15 protein-coding genes and 1 tRNA gene are annotated in these 13,969 nt (G+C 65.0%); 10 read left to right on the top strand and 6 right to left on the bottom strand.

Features of this window, described 5'->3' with window-relative positions; genetic code table 11:
• The 4 genes from ABD53_RS08485 to ABD53_RS08470 are packed head-to-tail and all read left to right on the top strand — an operon-like array spanning position 1 to position 3,670.
• Complete coding sequence (locus ABD53_RS08485; protein WP_053057843.1) at positions 1 to 981, top strand: branched-chain amino acid ABC transporter permease; 981 nt, start codon at positions 1 to 3, stop codon at positions 979 to 981.
• Complete coding sequence (locus ABD53_RS08480) at positions 978 to 1,736, top strand: ABC transporter ATP-binding protein (protein WP_047865313.1); 759 nt, start codon at positions 978 to 980, stop codon at positions 1,734 to 1,736. Before ABD53_RS08485 ends, ABD53_RS08480 begins: the two co-directional genes overlap by 4 nt.
• Positions 1,729 to 2,424, top strand: a complete 696-nt coding sequence (locus ABD53_RS08475) for an ABC transporter ATP-binding protein (protein WP_047865312.1) — start codon at positions 1,729 to 1,731, stop codon at positions 2,422 to 2,424. The genes ABD53_RS08480 and ABD53_RS08475 overlap by 8 nt, the downstream gene beginning before the upstream one ends.
• A gap of 31 nt (positions 2,425 to 2,455) precedes the next feature.
• A complete protein-coding gene (locus tag ABD53_RS08470) occupies positions 2,456 to 3,670 on the top strand; it encodes a benzoate/H(+) symporter BenE family transporter (protein ID WP_047865311.1) in 1,215 nt (404 codons plus the stop codon).
• Between the two features lie 16 nt (positions 3,671 to 3,686).
• On the opposite strand, the gene ABD53_RS08465 is transcribed toward ABD53_RS08470, so the two are convergent.
• The 3 genes from ABD53_RS08465 to ABD53_RS08455 form a co-directional block, all read right to left on the bottom strand.
• A complete protein-coding gene (locus ABD53_RS08465; RefSeq protein ID WP_235401468.1) occupies positions 3,687 to 4,772 on the bottom strand; it encodes an NAD(P)-dependent alcohol dehydrogenase in 1,086 nt (361 codons plus the stop codon).
• A 91-nt stretch (positions 4,773 to 4,863) separates the two neighbouring features.
• Positions 4,864 to 5,499: a class II aldolase/adducin family protein gene (locus tag ABD53_RS08460; RefSeq protein ID WP_047865309.1), complete on the bottom strand. Its 636-nt coding sequence runs from the start codon at positions 5,497 to 5,499 to the stop codon at positions 4,864 to 4,866.
• Positions 5,500 to 5,506: 7 nt separating this feature from the next.
• The gene (locus ABD53_RS08455; RefSeq protein ID WP_053057842.1) at positions 5,507 to 6,499 is read right to left on the bottom strand and encodes a VOC family protein; all 993 of its coding nucleotides are present in this window, start codon (positions 6,497 to 6,499) and stop codon (positions 5,507 to 5,509) included.
• Positions 6,500 to 6,789: 290 nt separating this feature from the next.
• Between ABD53_RS08455 and ABD53_RS08450 the strand changes: the two genes are divergently transcribed.
• Genes ABD53_RS08450 through ABD53_RS08440 form a run of 3 tightly spaced genes read left to right on the top strand, consistent with a single transcriptional unit; the run spans position 6,790 to position 9,831 of the window.
• Positions 6,790 to 8,370 carry a benzoate-CoA ligase family protein gene (locus ABD53_RS08450; RefSeq protein WP_047865308.1) on the top strand — a complete coding sequence of 527 codons (1,581 nt, stop codon included), beginning with the start codon at positions 6,790 to 6,792 and terminating at the stop codon, positions 8,368 to 8,370.
• Positions 8,371 to 8,420: 50 nt separating this feature from the next.
• Positions 8,421 to 8,939: a gamma carbonic anhydrase family protein gene (locus tag ABD53_RS08445; RefSeq protein WP_047865307.1), complete on the top strand. Its 519-nt coding sequence runs from the start codon at positions 8,421 to 8,423 to the stop codon at positions 8,937 to 8,939.
• Positions 8,940 to 8,979: 40 nt separating this feature from the next.
• Positions 8,980 to 9,831, top strand: coding sequence for an amidohydrolase family protein (locus ABD53_RS08440; protein WP_047865306.1), 852 nt, complete (start codon positions 8,980 to 8,982; stop codon positions 9,829 to 9,831).
• A gap of 16 nt (positions 9,832 to 9,847) precedes the next feature.
• On the opposite strand, the gene ABD53_RS08435 is transcribed toward ABD53_RS08440, so the two are convergent.
• Positions 9,848 to 9,919 (bottom strand) — tRNA-Val (locus tag ABD53_RS08435).
• Positions 9,920 to 10,031: 112 nt separating this feature from the next.
• On the bottom strand, positions 10,032 to 10,592 hold the full coding sequence (locus tag ABD53_RS17800) for a PAS domain-containing protein (protein WP_268778275.1): 561 nt from the start codon (positions 10,590 to 10,592) through the stop codon (positions 10,032 to 10,034).
• 320 nt (positions 10,593 to 10,912) lie between these two features.
• Here ABD53_RS17800 and ABD53_RS08425 point away from each other — a divergent pair, with 320 nt between their 5' ends.
• Positions 10,913 to 11,344 carry a roadblock/LC7 domain-containing protein gene (locus tag ABD53_RS08425; RefSeq protein ID WP_047865305.1) on the top strand — a complete coding sequence of 144 codons (432 nt, stop codon included), beginning with the start codon at positions 10,913 to 10,915 and terminating at the stop codon, positions 11,342 to 11,344.
• Positions 11,334 to 11,546, top strand: coding sequence for a hypothetical protein (locus ABD53_RS08420; RefSeq protein WP_152670670.1), 213 nt, complete (start codon positions 11,334 to 11,336; stop codon positions 11,544 to 11,546). The genes ABD53_RS08425 and ABD53_RS08420 overlap by 11 nt, the downstream gene beginning before the upstream one ends.
• A gap of 605 nt (positions 11,547 to 12,151) precedes the next feature.
• On the opposite strand, the gene ABD53_RS08415 is transcribed toward ABD53_RS08420, so the two are convergent.
• On the bottom strand, positions 12,152 to 13,378 hold the full coding sequence (locus ABD53_RS08415; RefSeq protein WP_053057851.1) for a 4-hydroxy-3-methylbut-2-enyl diphosphate reductase: 1,227 nt from the start codon (positions 13,376 to 13,378) through the stop codon (positions 12,152 to 12,154).
• A gap of 85 nt (positions 13,379 to 13,463) precedes the next feature.
• Here ABD53_RS08415 and ABD53_RS15900 point away from each other — a divergent pair, with 85 nt between their 5' ends.
• Entirely contained in the window at positions 13,464 to 13,928 is a 465-nt protein-coding gene (locus tag ABD53_RS15900) for a response regulator (RefSeq protein WP_084709436.1), read from the top strand.
• Positions 13,929 to 13,969: the final 41 nt, after the last annotated feature.

Here is a 13,969-nt window from a genome sequence, read left to right as displayed (position 1 = left end):
ATGGCCGTCGAGACGAAATCCCCGACCCGGGGCCTGCGCTCCATCTCCTCCTACTACGCCCCCGCCGCGGCCCTCGCCGGTCTTCTGGCGCTGGCGGCGCTACCCCTGTCCGGGTCCTCCTATCTGGTAAGCGTCGCCTCCGAGATACTGATACTCGCGGTGTTCGCCATGAGCCTGGGGCTTTTGATGGGTTTCCCGAAGCTGATCTCCCTGGGGCACGCGGCGTTCTTCGGCGGCGGGGCGTACGCCGCCGGTATCGTGGCGGTACGCGTGGAGGCGAACATACTGCTGACGCTGGGCGCGGCGCTCGCGTTCTCCGCGCTGCTCGCGCTGGTTATCGGGGCGCTGTCGCTGAGGAATACCGGGGTGTACTTCCTGATGATCACGCTGGCCCTGGCGCAGCTCGTCTACGTCGTGGCGCAGCAGTGGGTGTCGCTCACGGGTGGCACGAACGGGCTCGTCGGCATACCCTACCCGGAGCTCTTTGGCGTGATCAGCTTCGACGGCACCGCCCTGTACTACCTGATACTGCTCTTTGCGGCCGGTACCTACCTGCTGCTTAGGGCGCTGACCCGGTCACCCTTCGGTCGGGTGCTCGTCGGGATCGGCTCCAACGAGCGCCGGGTGCGCGCCATCGGATACGACCCGAGAATCTACAAGCTAATAGCCTTCGTCATCGCCGGAACCGTGGCCGGAGGGGCCGGGGCGCTGTGGGCGCACTTCAACGGCCTGGTCGCCCCGACCGACCTAAACTGGCCGCTATCTGCGGAGGCCCTGATAATGGTGATAGTCGGCGGCGCGGGAACCCTGATAGGACCGATGCTCGGGGCCGCCCTCGTGTGGATGCTGGACAGCGGTCTCGGCTCGTACACGGAGCGCTCGACCATGATCACCGGCGTGGTCTTTATCCTCTTCGTGTTCTTCGCCCGGCGCGGTATCGTCGGGCTCGCCGAGGACCTGTGGCGTAAGGTCCGAGGATGAGCCTGTTAGAGCTAGCCGGGGTCTGCAAGAGCTTCGGCGCGCTGGCGGCCACGAACGAGGTCGGCTTCTCGGTCGGCGCCGGGGAGCGCGTGGCGATAATCGGTCCGAACGGCGCCGGCAAGACCACGCTGTTCAACCTGATCAGCGGCGAGCTCACCCCGGACTCGGGCACCATAAAGCTCGGCGACCGCGACATCACTCGCTGGAGCCCCGAGAAGGTGGCGGCGGCCGGCCTCGGACGCACCTTCCAGAGAAACTCGCTCTTCGCGGAGAGCACGGTGTACGAGAACGTGCGGCTCTCCGTCCAGCGCAAGGTCGGCGGCGGGCTGAGGATGCTGCGGTCCGTGGAGAGGTACCGGCGGCTCAGGGAGGAGACCGAGGAGGTGCTAGAGCGTGTCGGCCTCGACGAGCGAGCCGGGGTGGTCGCCGACGAGCTCTCCTACGGCGAGCAGCGCCAGCTGGAGCTCGGCATGGCTCTCGCGACCGACCCGGAGGTCCTCCTGCTCGACGAGCCGGCGGCCGGCATGTCCTCGGCGGAGACCGGGGAGATGGTCGAGATGCTCGGGGGTCTGCCGCAGGAGATCGCGCTCGTCCTGGTCGAGCACGACATGGACGTGGTAGCCGCGCTCGCCGGCCGCATCGTGGTTCTGAACTTCGGCGAGGTCATAGCCGACGGCACCCCAGAGGAGGTGCGCCAGAGGCCAGAGGTGCTGGCCGCCTACCTCGGAGCCCCGGAGGAGACGCCTGATGCTTGAGCTGCGGGACGTGCACGCCTACTACGGGAGCAGCTACGTGCTGCAGGGTGCCTCGCTCGGCGTGGAGGGCGGCGAGGTCGTAGCCCTCCTCGGACGGAACGGGGTGGGAAAGACGACCACTATCCGCGCCGTCATGGGCCTGCTGCGTTCCAGCGGGGGCTCGATCAGCTTCAAGGGAGAGGCCATAGAGGCCGAAGCTTCCCACAAACGAGCCCGCCGGGGGCTCGGGCTGGTGCCGCAGGGCCGGGGGATCTTCCCGAACCTCAGCGTCCGGGAGCAGCTCGTCCTGCCGCCGCGCCGGAGCGAGGCGGAGGGCTGGAGCCTGGAGGAGGTATACGAGCTCTTCCCCCGTCTCCGGGAGCGCGACCGGCACAGCGGCGACCAGCTCAGCGGCGGCGAGCAGCAGATGCTGGCCATCGCCCGGGCGCTGCGCGGCTCGCCCGACCTTCTGCTCCTGGACGAGCCCTCCGACGGGCTGTCTCCGATGATGGTCAGCCACGTGGGCGAGATCCTCAAGAGCCTCAAGAGCCGTTCTCTGTCTATCCTGCTCGTCGAGCAGAACCTCCAGCTCGCGCTCTCCGTGGCGGACCGCATCTACGTCATGAACAAGGGCCGGGTGGTGCACGAGTCGAGTGCGGCAGAGCTCGCGGAGGACAAGGAGATGCAACAGCAACTCCTGGGCGTGTAGTGGAGATCTCCGTGCCCGAGGCGGCCGCCCGGTGTGGCTAAAAAGCCCCGAGCCGCCCCGGGCCGCCCGCCGCAATCTGCGGGACTCCGCGCGTCACATGAACGCCTCGACGCTGGGCGCCGGCTCCGTCGCCACGCTGCTCGGGATCACGGGCCCGGCCCTGCTGGTGTACCAGGCGGGCTCGAACGCCGGGTACCCGGAGGCCGTCATAGACTCCTGGTTCTTCGCCATCTTCGTCGGGGGCGGGATACTGAGCCTGTTGCTCGCGTTCTTGTACCGGGAGCCGGTCTGTGGCGCGTATCCCATCGCCGGCAGCGCCTTGCTCGTAACGACGCTCTCCGGCTACGGTGTCTCCGAGGCGGTGGGGGCGTTCCTCATCTCCGGGGTGCTCGTCGCCGTGATCGGCTTCTCCGGGCTCTTCGGGATGATAATGGCCCGGGTGCCGAACGAGGTGGTGATGGGGGCGCTCGCCGGCATCCTGATCGACTTCGGCATCCAGGTCTTCGCCTCTCTGCCTTCCGCACCGCTGCTCGTTGGCTCGATGGTCGTGGCGTACCTGCTCGGCACGCGTTTCGTCGGCGGTATACCCCCGGCGGTCCCGGCTCTGGCGGCCGGTCTCGCTGTCGCCGGCCTCGGCGGACAGTTCGGCAGCGGCGAGGTCCAGCTCTCTCTGACGCAGCCGGTCCTGGTGGCCCCTGCCTTCGACCTGTCCGCGCTCTTCTCCATAGCCATACCACTTACCCTGCTCGCCATCGCGACCCAGAATGCTCCGGGGGTGGGCATCTTGAGGGCCAACGGTTACGAGCCGCCCGTGAACGCCATAACCATCTTCAGCGGCATCGGCTCCATACTGACCGCCCCGCTGGTCGGCAACGGACTGAACATCGCCGCGCCGATGACGGCGGTCTGCGCGGGGCCGGAGTCTCACAGAGAGCCCGAGAACCGTTACGTGGCGACCGTGGTGCAGGGCCTGGGCTTCGTGCTGTTCGGGCTGCTGGGCGCCACGGCGGCGTCCCTGATACAGGTCATGCCCCCGGCCCTGGTCGCTGGTGTCGCCGGTCTCGCGTTGCTCCCGGTGATCCTGCAATCGCTCCGGCTCTCCGTAGGAGAGAGCCGACACTCTCTAGCCGCCGGGATCTCGCTGCTGGTCGCGGCCTCGGACGCGAGCCTCCTGGGCATCGACTCCGCTTTCTGGGCCATAGTAGTCGGCATGGTACTCGTGTGGATGCTGGATACGGGCGACTGAGAGCCTCACCGAATCGTCAGCCCGTGCGGAGCACCGGCTTGAGGGTATCGCCTTTCTCCGCGTCCTCGCAGGCGCGGTTGATCTCGTCCAGGTCGTAGAACCTGATAAGACGCTCGAACGGGAACCTGCCCTGTGTGTTTAGCTCTATTAGCCTCGGTATGAACAAGGAGGGCACGCTGTTGCCCTCGACGATGCCCCGGATCTTCTTCCCCGGTATGAGGATGTCGTTCATGTCGAAGCTGGCCTCGGTGCCGAGCGGTGCGGCCCCGATAAGCCCGCACTCCCCGAGAGGGCCCAAGGCGTCCACCGCCTGCCGGAAGACGCTCGGCGCCGCAGAGGTCTCTAGAGCATAGTCTACTCCACCGCCCGTGATGCGCCGGATCTCCTCGACCGGGTCGGTCCCGGAGGCGTCTATGGTGTGGGTCGCGCCGAGCTCGCGGGCCAGCTCCAGACGGCCCGGCTTTATATCCACCCCGACGATCGTGGTGCAGCCCGCCACCACTGAGGCCATGATCGCGCTCATCCCGACCGCCCCGGCGCCGAAGACGGCGATGCTGCTCCCGGCCTCCGGCCTCAGCGCGTTCAAGACCCCGCCGGCCCCGGTCTGTACTCCGCAGCCCAGTGGGCCGAGCTGCTCCAGCGGCGCGTCGTCTCCGACCTTCACCACGCTCCGCTCGGCGGCCAGCGCGTAGGTCCCGAACGAGGACTGCCCGAAGAAGTGGCTGTGCACCTCCCGCCCCTCGTCTTGCAGCCCGACCGAGCCGTCGGGCCGTGAGGCGCCGAAGTTGCGCCCGAAGAACTCGGCGCAGAACGCCGGATTACCGCTGGCGCAGTTGGCGCAGAGGCCGCAGGAGTTGAAGGTGAGCACCACGTTGTCGCCGGGCGCGACGCGCGTTACGTTATCCCCGACGCGTTCGACCACTCCAGCGCCCTCGTGGCCGAGCACCGCCGGCAGCGGCACCGGGTACCACTGGTCCCGGACTATGAGGTCGGTGTGGCACACCCCGGTCGCCACGACCCGCACCAGTACCTCATCCGCCCGCGGCTCCTCTAGCTCAAGCTCCCGGGAGACGAAAGGCTGCTCCTTCTCCTCTGTGACCATGGCCTTGATCCTCATACGATCCCCTTTCCCGTGCCCTTTTGTCTCATACTGACCGTGCTCCGGGTCCGCCGCAAACCTCCTTCAAACCTCCTTATCCCCTCAGGTGGGCCCAGATCCTACCCAGTATCTCTTCCGATACGGAGTCCCAATAGACGAACTCTTCCTCGCTTATCGGGCGCGGTATACCCGCCGAGGCGGCCCGCTGGTTCATCTCAGCGGAGGCTTCGAGCACCCTCATCCTGGCCGCCGCGAGCCCGACGCTCGCGCCCACCGCAACCGCCCCGTTACCGCGCATCACGAGCCCTCCGGCTTCGCCCAGGCACTCGGCCAGAGCCTCTCCCGTGGCGTGCTCCCTCACCAGCCGGGCCTCGTCGAAGACCGGGACCTCCCGGCCCAGAAAGGCTCCCTGGCCGTGCAGGGGGAGTATCGGGACGCTGGCGGAGGCCAGGGCCGTCGCGACCGGGGGCTGGGCCCGGCAGATCCCCCCGGCGTCGGGGCGGCGGTTGTAGATCGCCCAGTGAACCCAGGCCTCGCCCGGCACCCCGGCGGGCAACTCGTTTCCTACTAGGGATACCTCTGAGAGAGGATCGTCGTCTTCCAGGGCGCCGAGCGGCTTCGGCGGCGTGATGTAGAAACTATCTCCCTCCCGGTAAGAGGCGTGCCCGAAAGCGGTTACGAGCCCGACACGGGAGAGGGCGCGGGCCGCCGCAATAACCTCTTGTCTCATCCCCGGCCTACCGCGTGGCGGAGGCGTTCTGGGTACTCGGGGCGTTTCTGATTTCGGTGAACCGGCACTCGGTGCCGTAGGTGAAGTAGCTCTCGGGCACGTCGGAGCCCCAGAGCTCCAGGCCCAGAGAGCCGACCGAGGAGTCCCAGCGTATCGGCTCCCAGTCCGGGGCGAAGATCAGCATCCCGCCGGTCCAGATCTCCAGCCGGTTACCGGCCGGGTCGAAACAGTACAGGAATATGGCCCCGCTCGTGCCGTGCTGGCCCGGCCCCCACTCGATCTTTACGTCGTTGTCCGCCAGGATGGTCGCCGCCCGGATCAACTGATCCGGCGAGTCGAGGAAGTAGGCCGTGTGGTGCAGCCTGGTGCCGTTTTGCGCTTTGTTTCGCATCAATGCGATTTCGTGGGCGATGTTCGTCCGGCTCATCCAGGAGCCGAGCCGCTCGCCCTCGGAGTTCTCGACGTAGTAGCGGTGGTGGATGCCGAGCTCGTCGGCGAGCCATCTCTGATCCTCGGCGGGCGAGTTCTGCAGGAAGTTCATGTGGTCGAAGCGGCGGGGCGCTATGCCCCGGGTCCCGTAGCGTTGCGGGTGGCTCGGGAGCCTGGAGGCCTGCCCGTCGTGGCCGGGGACGAACTGCTCGACCTCCCAGTACAGCTCGAAAGGCATGCCGGACGGTGTGTAGAAGCGCAGGCCGTCGCCCTGGCCCGGCTCGCGGCCGCCTTCGAGCCAGTGATAATCGACGCCTAGCTCGGAGAGGCGCTTCTCGTATGCGGACATGTCCTCGGGCCTCTCGACCCGCCATCCGACGTGATCCAGGCCGGGCTCGGCGGCCTTGGTCAGGGTCAGGGTGTGATGGTCCCAATCCTGCCAGGCTCTGAGGTAGACGTGCTCGTCGTCCTCCTCGGTCGCGTAGAGGCCCACGATCTCCGTGTAGAAATACCGCGCCGCCTCCAGGTCGGTTACCCGGATCTCCGCGTGTCCTAGATGTGCTACCGCCATAACGGTTCCTACCTCCCGTTCCCAAGAAGTGTCGAGACCGGACCCCTCGAAGGCCCGGCGTAAAAAGGATAATAGAACCCGGGAGATAACGCCTCAACGGATACGTTCGCCATGAGCGAATGTGAGCGTTGACCGGTATCCGGCCTGAAAGTAGCATCGATTTCGTAGCCGATACGTTGGATACGTTGGCTATGCATGGAGAGCATAAAACAGGGGCGGCGGGGAAGCCCGGGCGGATAGGGATTCGAGGTAGTCCAGCCAGGGCGCGAGTGTTAGGAGGATTGGTCGTTTTGAGTACCGTATTACCCGAGCTATACAACGCCAGCCGAATCGTAGACGCTAACCTGGAGGCCGGACGCGCCGGGAAGGTTGCGATCTACTGCGAGGGCGAAGAGGTGACCTACGGGGAGCTTGCGGAGCGGATCAATCGCCTCGGTAACTCGCTGCTCGACCTCGGGGTAAGGCAGGAGGATCGGGTGCTCATGGTCCTGAACGACACCCCGGCCTTCCCGGTGACCTTCTTCGCCGCGATACGTATCGGGGCCGTGCCAATACCCACGAACACCCTGCTCGGGGCCGAGGACTACCGGTTCTTCGTCGAGAACAGCCGGGCCGAGGTGGTGGTCCTGGACTCCCAGCATCACGAGAAGGTCTCCGAAGGTCTGCGGGATCTGGACGCGAGCCCTACCCTGATACTTGCCGATGGTGACGCCGGGGGATGCTTGAGACTGGCGGATCTCATAGAGGCCGGGGATGCGGAGTTGAGCCCGGCGGATACCCACAGGGACGACCCGGCGTTCTGGCTGTATAGCTCCGGTAGCACGGGCAAACCGAAGGCCGCCGTACACCTGCAGCACGACATAGACTATACCTGCGATACATACGCCCGTAACGTGCTGAGGATCTCTGAAGAAGATCACGTGTTCTCGGCCTCGAAGCTATTTCACGCCTACGGGCTCGGGAACGGGATCTCGTTCCCCTACTGGGCCGGGGCCTCGACGGTGCTGTATCCGGGGAAGCCGACCCCGGAGGCCATACTGGAGACGGCGCAGGCGAACAGGCCGACGCTGTTTTTCAGCGTACCGACGCTTTACAACGCGATGCTCAACCATCCCGGGGCGGAGGAGTACGATCTCTCCTCGATAAGGCTCTGCGCCTCGGCTGCGGAGGCCCTGCCGGCGAGCATCTGGCACAGGTGGAGGGATACCTTCGGCTCCGTGATCCTGGATGGTATCGGCTCCACGGAGATGCTCCACATCTTCGTCTCGAATACCGAGGAGGAGCTCAAGCCGGGCTCCAGCGGCAAGCCCGTGCCCGGCTACGAGGCCCGGATAATAGACGAGGAGGGGCATTCGCTAGGGCGCGGACACGCGGGGTATCTCGCTGTAAAGGGCGACTCCGCGGCAGCCTTCTACTGGCGGAACCACGAGAAGACCAAGGCTACCATGCAGGGCGACTGGCTGTTTGCCGGAGACTGGTATCACGTGGATGAGGACGGCTTCTACTGGTACGAGGGGCGCTCGGACGACATGATCAAGGTCAGCGGCCTCTGGGTCTCGCCGGTGGAGATAGAGAACGTGCTCGGCGAGCATCCGGCCGTGATCGAGGCCGCGGCGGTCGGCGTCACGGTAGACGAGCTGACCCGGGTGAAGGCCTCCGTGATACTGCGCGAGGACCACGAGGCCTCGGAGGGGCTGATCGGCGAGCTCCAGGACTGGTGCAAGGAACGGCTAAAACGCTACCAGTATCCGCACGTCGTAGAGTTTGCCGAAGATCTACCGAAGACCGTCACCGGGAAGATACAGCGGTTCAAGCTCCGGCAGAGCCCGGATGACCTCGAGTTCCCTCGCCAGGAGGACGAGCTAGTATAAGGGTGAAAACGACGGTCCACCGAAGGTCCATCTAGGGGAGGAAGACGGGTTTGGCGAACATACTATCTTTCGAGGGCAAGGAGCCCAGCGTCGCCGCCGATGCCTACATAGCCCCGACCGCCACGCTCATCGGAGACGTGGTGGTCGAGGCGGGGGCGAGCGTATGGTTCGGGGCGGTGCTCCGCGGGGACTTCAACCGGATCGTGATCGGGTCCGGCACCAGCGTCCAGGACAACTCCGTGATCCACACCAACGAGGGACTGCCCACGACGGTAGGATCCAACGTCACCGTCGGCCACCTCTCCATGCTCGAAGGCTGTACCGTCGGAGACTCCGCGCTTATCGGCATGGGCTCCATAGTCCTCAACCGAGCCGGCGTCGGAGACGGGGCGATGCTCGCGGCCGGCAGCGTGGTGGTAGAAGACGCCGAGATCCCGAGCGGTGTCCTAGCCGCCGGAGCGCCGGCAAAGGTCAAGAAAGAGCTCGGGGGCAGCTCGGCCGAGTGGGTCGAGATGGCCGCCCGCGAGTACCAGGCGCTCAGGCTCAAGTACATGAACGGCTCGGGCTAGCTTGCTCAGTCCTATACACTTCGTCGCGGGAGTAACCTAGGTGCTGGGAGAGACTCCGCTAATAGACGCCCACGTCCACGCGGCGCGCCGCCCGACGCTCAAGGAGTCCTGGACCGAGTGGGCCGCACGCTTCGGCAAGAACGTGCCCCTCGACGAGCTCTACGACGACGAGGGCACGATAGTGCCCGAGCGCCTCGACCGCTACATGCAGGGCGAGGGCGTGGACCTTGCCATACTGCTCTGCGAGTATAGCCCGCTCGCCACCGGCATCCAGCCGATAGAGGATCTCCTGCCCATCGTGCGTTACAACCCGGAGCGTTTCCGGATGCTGGCGAACCTCAACCCGCACTACCACCATCCGGTATCCGACGAGCTGGAGCGTCAGGCGGATCTCGGCGCCGTAGGCCTCAAGCTCCACCCCGTGCATGGCGGTTTCACCCCGAACGACCGCCGGCTCTACCCGGCGTACGGGATCTGCCGCGATCGTGGTCTACCGGTGGTGTTCCACTGCGGCACCAGCACCTTCCCCGGCTCCACGAACCGCTACGCGAACCCGGAGCTCATGGAAGACGTGGTCCGCGACTTCCCCGGGCTCAAGGTGGTGCTCGCCCACGGCGGGCGTGGCTGGTGGTACGACGCCGCGGCCTTCATGGCCTCCATGCGCGAGGATGTCTGGATCGAGGTCTCCGGCCTGCCGCCGAAGAAGCTCCCCGAATACTACGTCAACCACAACTTCGAAAGGCTCGCCCGCAAGATGATCTTCGGCACCGACTGGCCCGGCGTTCCGGGCCTCCGTCAGAACGCCGAAGCCATCCGGAACCTGGGCCTAGACGGAGAGACCGTGGAGATGATCCTGCACAGGAACGCCCGGGGTGTGTACAGACTGGAGTAAAGAAGGCTCGGTACTGTGGGCGATGCTGGTTTCGAACCAGCGACCTCTGCCGTGTGAAGGCAGCGCTCTCCCGCTGAGCTAATCGCCCTTAGACAGAGAGAATATAGCATTCTTCCCGGTGATTGTTAAGGCTCTGGCACCGGCATTGGCGGACGCATGTACCCGTGACGCCCGCGGCCTCATCGCAGGTGTCACGGGGATTATCCGTTGCGGTTGGCGCTGATGTCGCGCTGTATGGCGAGATACTGGAGGACATCTCCCCGGTCGTCGGTTACCGGTATGACGCGCCAGTCTATGACGAACTCAGAGCCATCCTTGCGGTAGTTGATCGTCTCGCCTTCGAAGATCCGCCCCTCGGACATGTCGCGCACCAGACGTCTATCACTTCCGGGTCGGTCTTTGGACCCTGGAGCATCTTCGGCGTGTTGCCTATCGCCTCTTCCCTGCCGTAGCCGGTCATCAGCTCGAAGGCCGGGTTGACGTAGGTTATCGGCCAGTCTCCCGAGGGCGTGTCCGGCCGGGCGGAGGTGAGCGTGATGGAGTCGAAGGCGTTCAGCATCAGACTCTCCAGCAACGGGGCAGCCAGCCCCGTCTCGAGCCCGGACGATTTGAGATCCTCGGTCTGCCAGTTTTGCACTTTCTTTCCTCCCGATTCGAACGTCTTCCGCGTATCCTCGCGTGTGGTGGTACGGCTCGCGCTTCGTACTCGTGGAGCATAGAACGGGAGTAAGACGAATACAGTAAATCCGCTCCCACCGCACGGTGCTTGGTTGACGGGATCTGGTAGATTCTGGCTGACCTCTCCGCGAGGAGCGTGGCGGGGCAGAATACTCAGAATCTTTTAGAGAGGAGTTCGTGGTGGGCGATGGAGACGATAAAGGCCTCAGTCGCAGAGAGGTGTGGGCAATCCGTATAGCTTACCTGTCAGTACCGGCGGCTCTGACGTTCTTCTTGGTCCTGCGCAGGTTGCAGAGATCATAGCAGACTATATGGCGATCCAGAATGGCGGCGGGTGCGTGAGAGGACGTTCGGATATAATCTTTCTCCTGTAGACCGGCTTCGCGGATGGAGAAGGAGCGGCATGACAGAAGATGGCGACGCCGCCACGCAGGGCAGCGAGAGCGGCGAGGGCGGCGGGTCCGGGCTCGGGCGTGTCCTAGAGGATCTGCGTTCGCTTTCGGGAGAGGTCGAGGCGGGGTACGTGGTCTCGGGTGAGGGAGGTATTCTCGCCTCCACGGTGGAGGGCGGTGGAGAGCGGGCCGGAGCCATGATCTCGGCCCTCTCTAGCGCATCAACCCGCCGGGCCCGGGAGCGCGGACACGAGGCATACTCACAGGTCAGGGTACGCGCGGAGGAGGGTTACGTACTGCTTACCCGTCTCTCTGATGGATCTACGCTTGCCGCCACCACGGGGCCGGAGGCCCGGGTCGGGCTCGTGCTCTATGACATGCGTAACGCCCGCCCGGAGGCAGAGCGGGTGCTATCCGGGACGAGTGGGGGCGATGATGCGTAAACTACTTAAGGGAGCGGCCCTGCTAGGAGCGGCCGTCGGTACCGCGTACGCCGTGAAGGCCTATCTCGATAGATCCGCCGGAGCGGGCGGGGACGAGGTGCAGATCTCCTTCGAGGACGGTACCACGGAGATGTTGAGCGCCGACGAGGCAAAGGAGTTTACGGACATAGCCAGCGGCGTGCTCCGCAGTAGCGGCCGCTGACGGCTCCACCGGAGAGCGCCGCGATGCACTCCTCGCGGATAGACAGAAGCTCGCGCCAGTCGAGCCCGCAGGAAGCTGGGAGCCCGGACCACCCTCCCAGAAATCGTTCATGTAGGGTGGTTTTGTAGCTTCCGATTCCTGCTGGAGATATTGTCTCTTCATAGAGGAAATGGTTTATAGGCTTTGCTGCCGAACCTCCGTCATGGGTGAGGTCCACCCTCACGCCGTTATGCTTTAGATAGCAGTGTGCCTCTGGAATTTTGGATAAGCCGTATCTGTCTAGCACGGGACCGACCCCTGGTGTGTTATCAGCGTCCATCTCGTAGATACCCAAGGTGAGTAGCACATCGTTACGGTTCTGTTCTTCGGCCAGGCGCGTCAACAGAGCATGCTTGGTGCTACAGGTGCCGCGATCTTCGCGGAGGACCAGTGAGTAGTCTGCCCGATCCACGTTTCTGCCGTAGGGTAAGCGATACACGTATCCGGCTGCTAAGCGGAAGTCTTCTATCCCAATGTCGAGGAAGCCCTGCGTAATCTCCCCGGCGATAACGAGTGGAAAACCTGGCAGAGGCTTTGGGGAGTGGATCACGACCGTTCAGGCTTGTTCAGGCCAGCGCCTCCTCGGCGGAGACGTTGCGGGCCTCCAGAATGCGCTCCACAGCGCGGCCGATCTGGGAGTTCGGGGTCGAGGCCCCGGCTGTGAGGCCGATACGCACCGGTCCGTCCGGCAGCCAGCCCTCTTCTACTATCTCCTGTGCGGGGTCCAGCGGCGTTCCGGCGGGCTTGTGGCGGATGGAGTCGCCCTCTATGCACGAGCCGTCCGGGATGTGGAAGGCCCGCGGCACCTTCTCCTCCGCGATTATGGCGAGGTTGTTCGTGTTCGAGGAGTTGTAGCCCCCGATCACGACCATTACGTCCAGCGGCTGATCCAGTAGCTGCATCAGGGCGTCCTGGCGGTCCTGGGTCGCCGAGCAGATGGTGTCGAAGAGCTCGAAGTGCTCGGCGATGTTCTCCTCGCCGTAGCGGTCGAGCATGGCCTTCTGGATCTCCTTGCCCACCGCGAGCGTCTCCGTCATGAGCATCGTGGTCTGGTTCGCCACCCCGACGCTCACCAGGTCCGTCTCCGGCTCGAAGCCGGGGCTCATGCCGTGTCCGAGACGCTCCTTTAGAGTCTCGGCGTCCAGTTCGCCCCGGATGAAGTCGGTGACGTGGGCCGTCTCTTCGAGGTTGCGCACGATGAGGTATTTGCCGTTGCCGCCTTCTTTCTCGGTCTGGGAGGCGGTCGCCTTGGTCTCCTCGTGATAGTACTTGCCGTGAATAACGCTCGTAAAGCCCTTCTGGGCGTAGCGGGTGACGCGCTTCCACACGGACAGTACCGAGCCGCAGGTGGTGTCCACGATAATGCAGCCGCGCTCGCGCAGGGCGTTTACCCACTCCACGGGCGCGCCGAAGGCGGGCAGCAGGACAACGTCCTCGGGCCCGATCTCGTCGAACTTCTCGTCCGGGCGGCCCTCGAAGCCCTCGGAGAGGAACTCGATGCCGAGCTCCACGAGGCGGTCGTTCATGGAGGCATTGTGGATCATGTCCCCCGTGATAAAGATGCGCTTGTCGGGGAACTTCTCGCGGGCCTGGAAGGCGTAGTCGACCGCGCGGTCCACGCCGTAACAGAAGCCGAACTCCCCGGCCAGGGTTATCGTGAGGTCTCCGGCTTCGAGGATGTTGCCCGAGGAGCGGATGCTATCCACTATGGCGGACTGGTAGTCCCGGTCCAGCAGGTGCTGGATCTCGCCGCGCATCTTGAAGCCTTTGCGGTAGTACTTCTGATCCTGCACGATCACCTCTCGTCTCTCGGAGACGCCCCTTGCTCTCTGAGCCGGGGCTCGTCGTGTACGGGGCTGTACGGGGAAATTCTAACGCATGCCCGCGCGCGTGGAGCCGGAGTCCGGCATGGTCTCAGACTTCCTTGCCACCAGCCCGCGCGGGTGTACAATCTCCGCCGTGGAACGCGGAACCATAATCCTCGCGGATAGCGACCCCTCGGTAGTAAGCTCGGCCCAGGCGCTGGAGACCGCCGGCTTCAAGGTCATAATGGCCGGAGACTGCCAGAGCACCATAGAGGAGAGCCTCACCCGCAAGGTGGACCTCATAGTCCTGGACGTGGCGATGCCCCAGATGGGCGGCGTCGAGACCTGCCACTGCCTCAAGGCGATGCCGAAAACCTCCAGGGTGCCCGTGATCCTCACCGCCGGCAAGAAGGACCCGGCGGCCAAGACGCTCGCGAGCCGCACCCACCGCTCTGTGAAGGTGCTCCGCAAGCCCTTCGAGCCCGATGACCTCGTCTCGCTCGCCAAAGAGGTCGTGCGCTCGAAGTCCCTGATCTAGCCCCTACCGAGGCCCTCTTGCTCGCTCTTGCCAGCCCCGTC

This window comes from Rubrobacter aplysinae, from assembly GCF_001029505.1.
In the GTDB taxonomy this organism is placed as follows: Bacteria; Actinomycetota; Rubrobacteria; order Rubrobacterales; family Rubrobacteraceae; genus Rubrobacter_A; species Rubrobacter_A aplysinae.
The sequence above is the reverse complement of the archived record's forward strand: the minus strand, read 5'-3'. Positions and strand labels throughout refer to the sequence as shown.

Excerpts from the sequence above, each read along its gene's own strand:
- ABD53_RS08475 (WP_047865312.1), top strand. The coding sequence starts at position 1,729 with ATGCTTGAGCTGCGGGACGTGCACGCCTACTACGGGAGCAGCTACGTG.
- ABD53_RS15900 (WP_084709436.1), top strand. The coding sequence starts at position 13,464 with ATGCCCGCGCGCGTGGAGCCGGAGTCCGGCATGGTCTCAGACTTCCTT.
- ABD53_RS08480 (WP_047865313.1), top strand. The coding sequence starts at position 978 with ATGAGCCTGTTAGAGCTAGCCGGGGTCTGCAAGAGCTTCGGCGCGCTG.
- ABD53_RS08465 (WP_235401468.1), bottom strand. The coding sequence starts at position 4,772 with ATGGTCACAGAGGAGAAGGAGCAGCCTTTCGTCTCCCGGGAGCTTGAG.
- ABD53_RS08420 (WP_152670670.1), top strand. The coding sequence starts at position 11,334 with ATGATGCGTAAACTACTTAAGGGAGCGGCCCTGCTAGGAGCGGCCGTC.
- ABD53_RS08455 (WP_053057842.1), bottom strand. The coding sequence starts at position 6,499 with ATGGCGGTAGCACATCTAGGACACGCGGAGATCCGGGTAACCGACCTG.
- ABD53_RS08425 (WP_047865305.1), top strand. The coding sequence starts at position 10,913 with ATGACAGAAGATGGCGACGCCGCCACGCAGGGCAGCGAGAGCGGCGAG.
- ABD53_RS08460 (WP_047865309.1), bottom strand. The coding sequence starts at position 5,499 with ATGAGACAAGAGGTTATTGCGGCGGCCCGCGCCCTCTCCCGTGTCGGG.
- ABD53_RS08485 (WP_053057843.1), top strand. The coding sequence starts at position 1 with ATGGCCGTCGAGACGAAATCCCCGACCCGGGGCCTGCGCTCCATCTCC.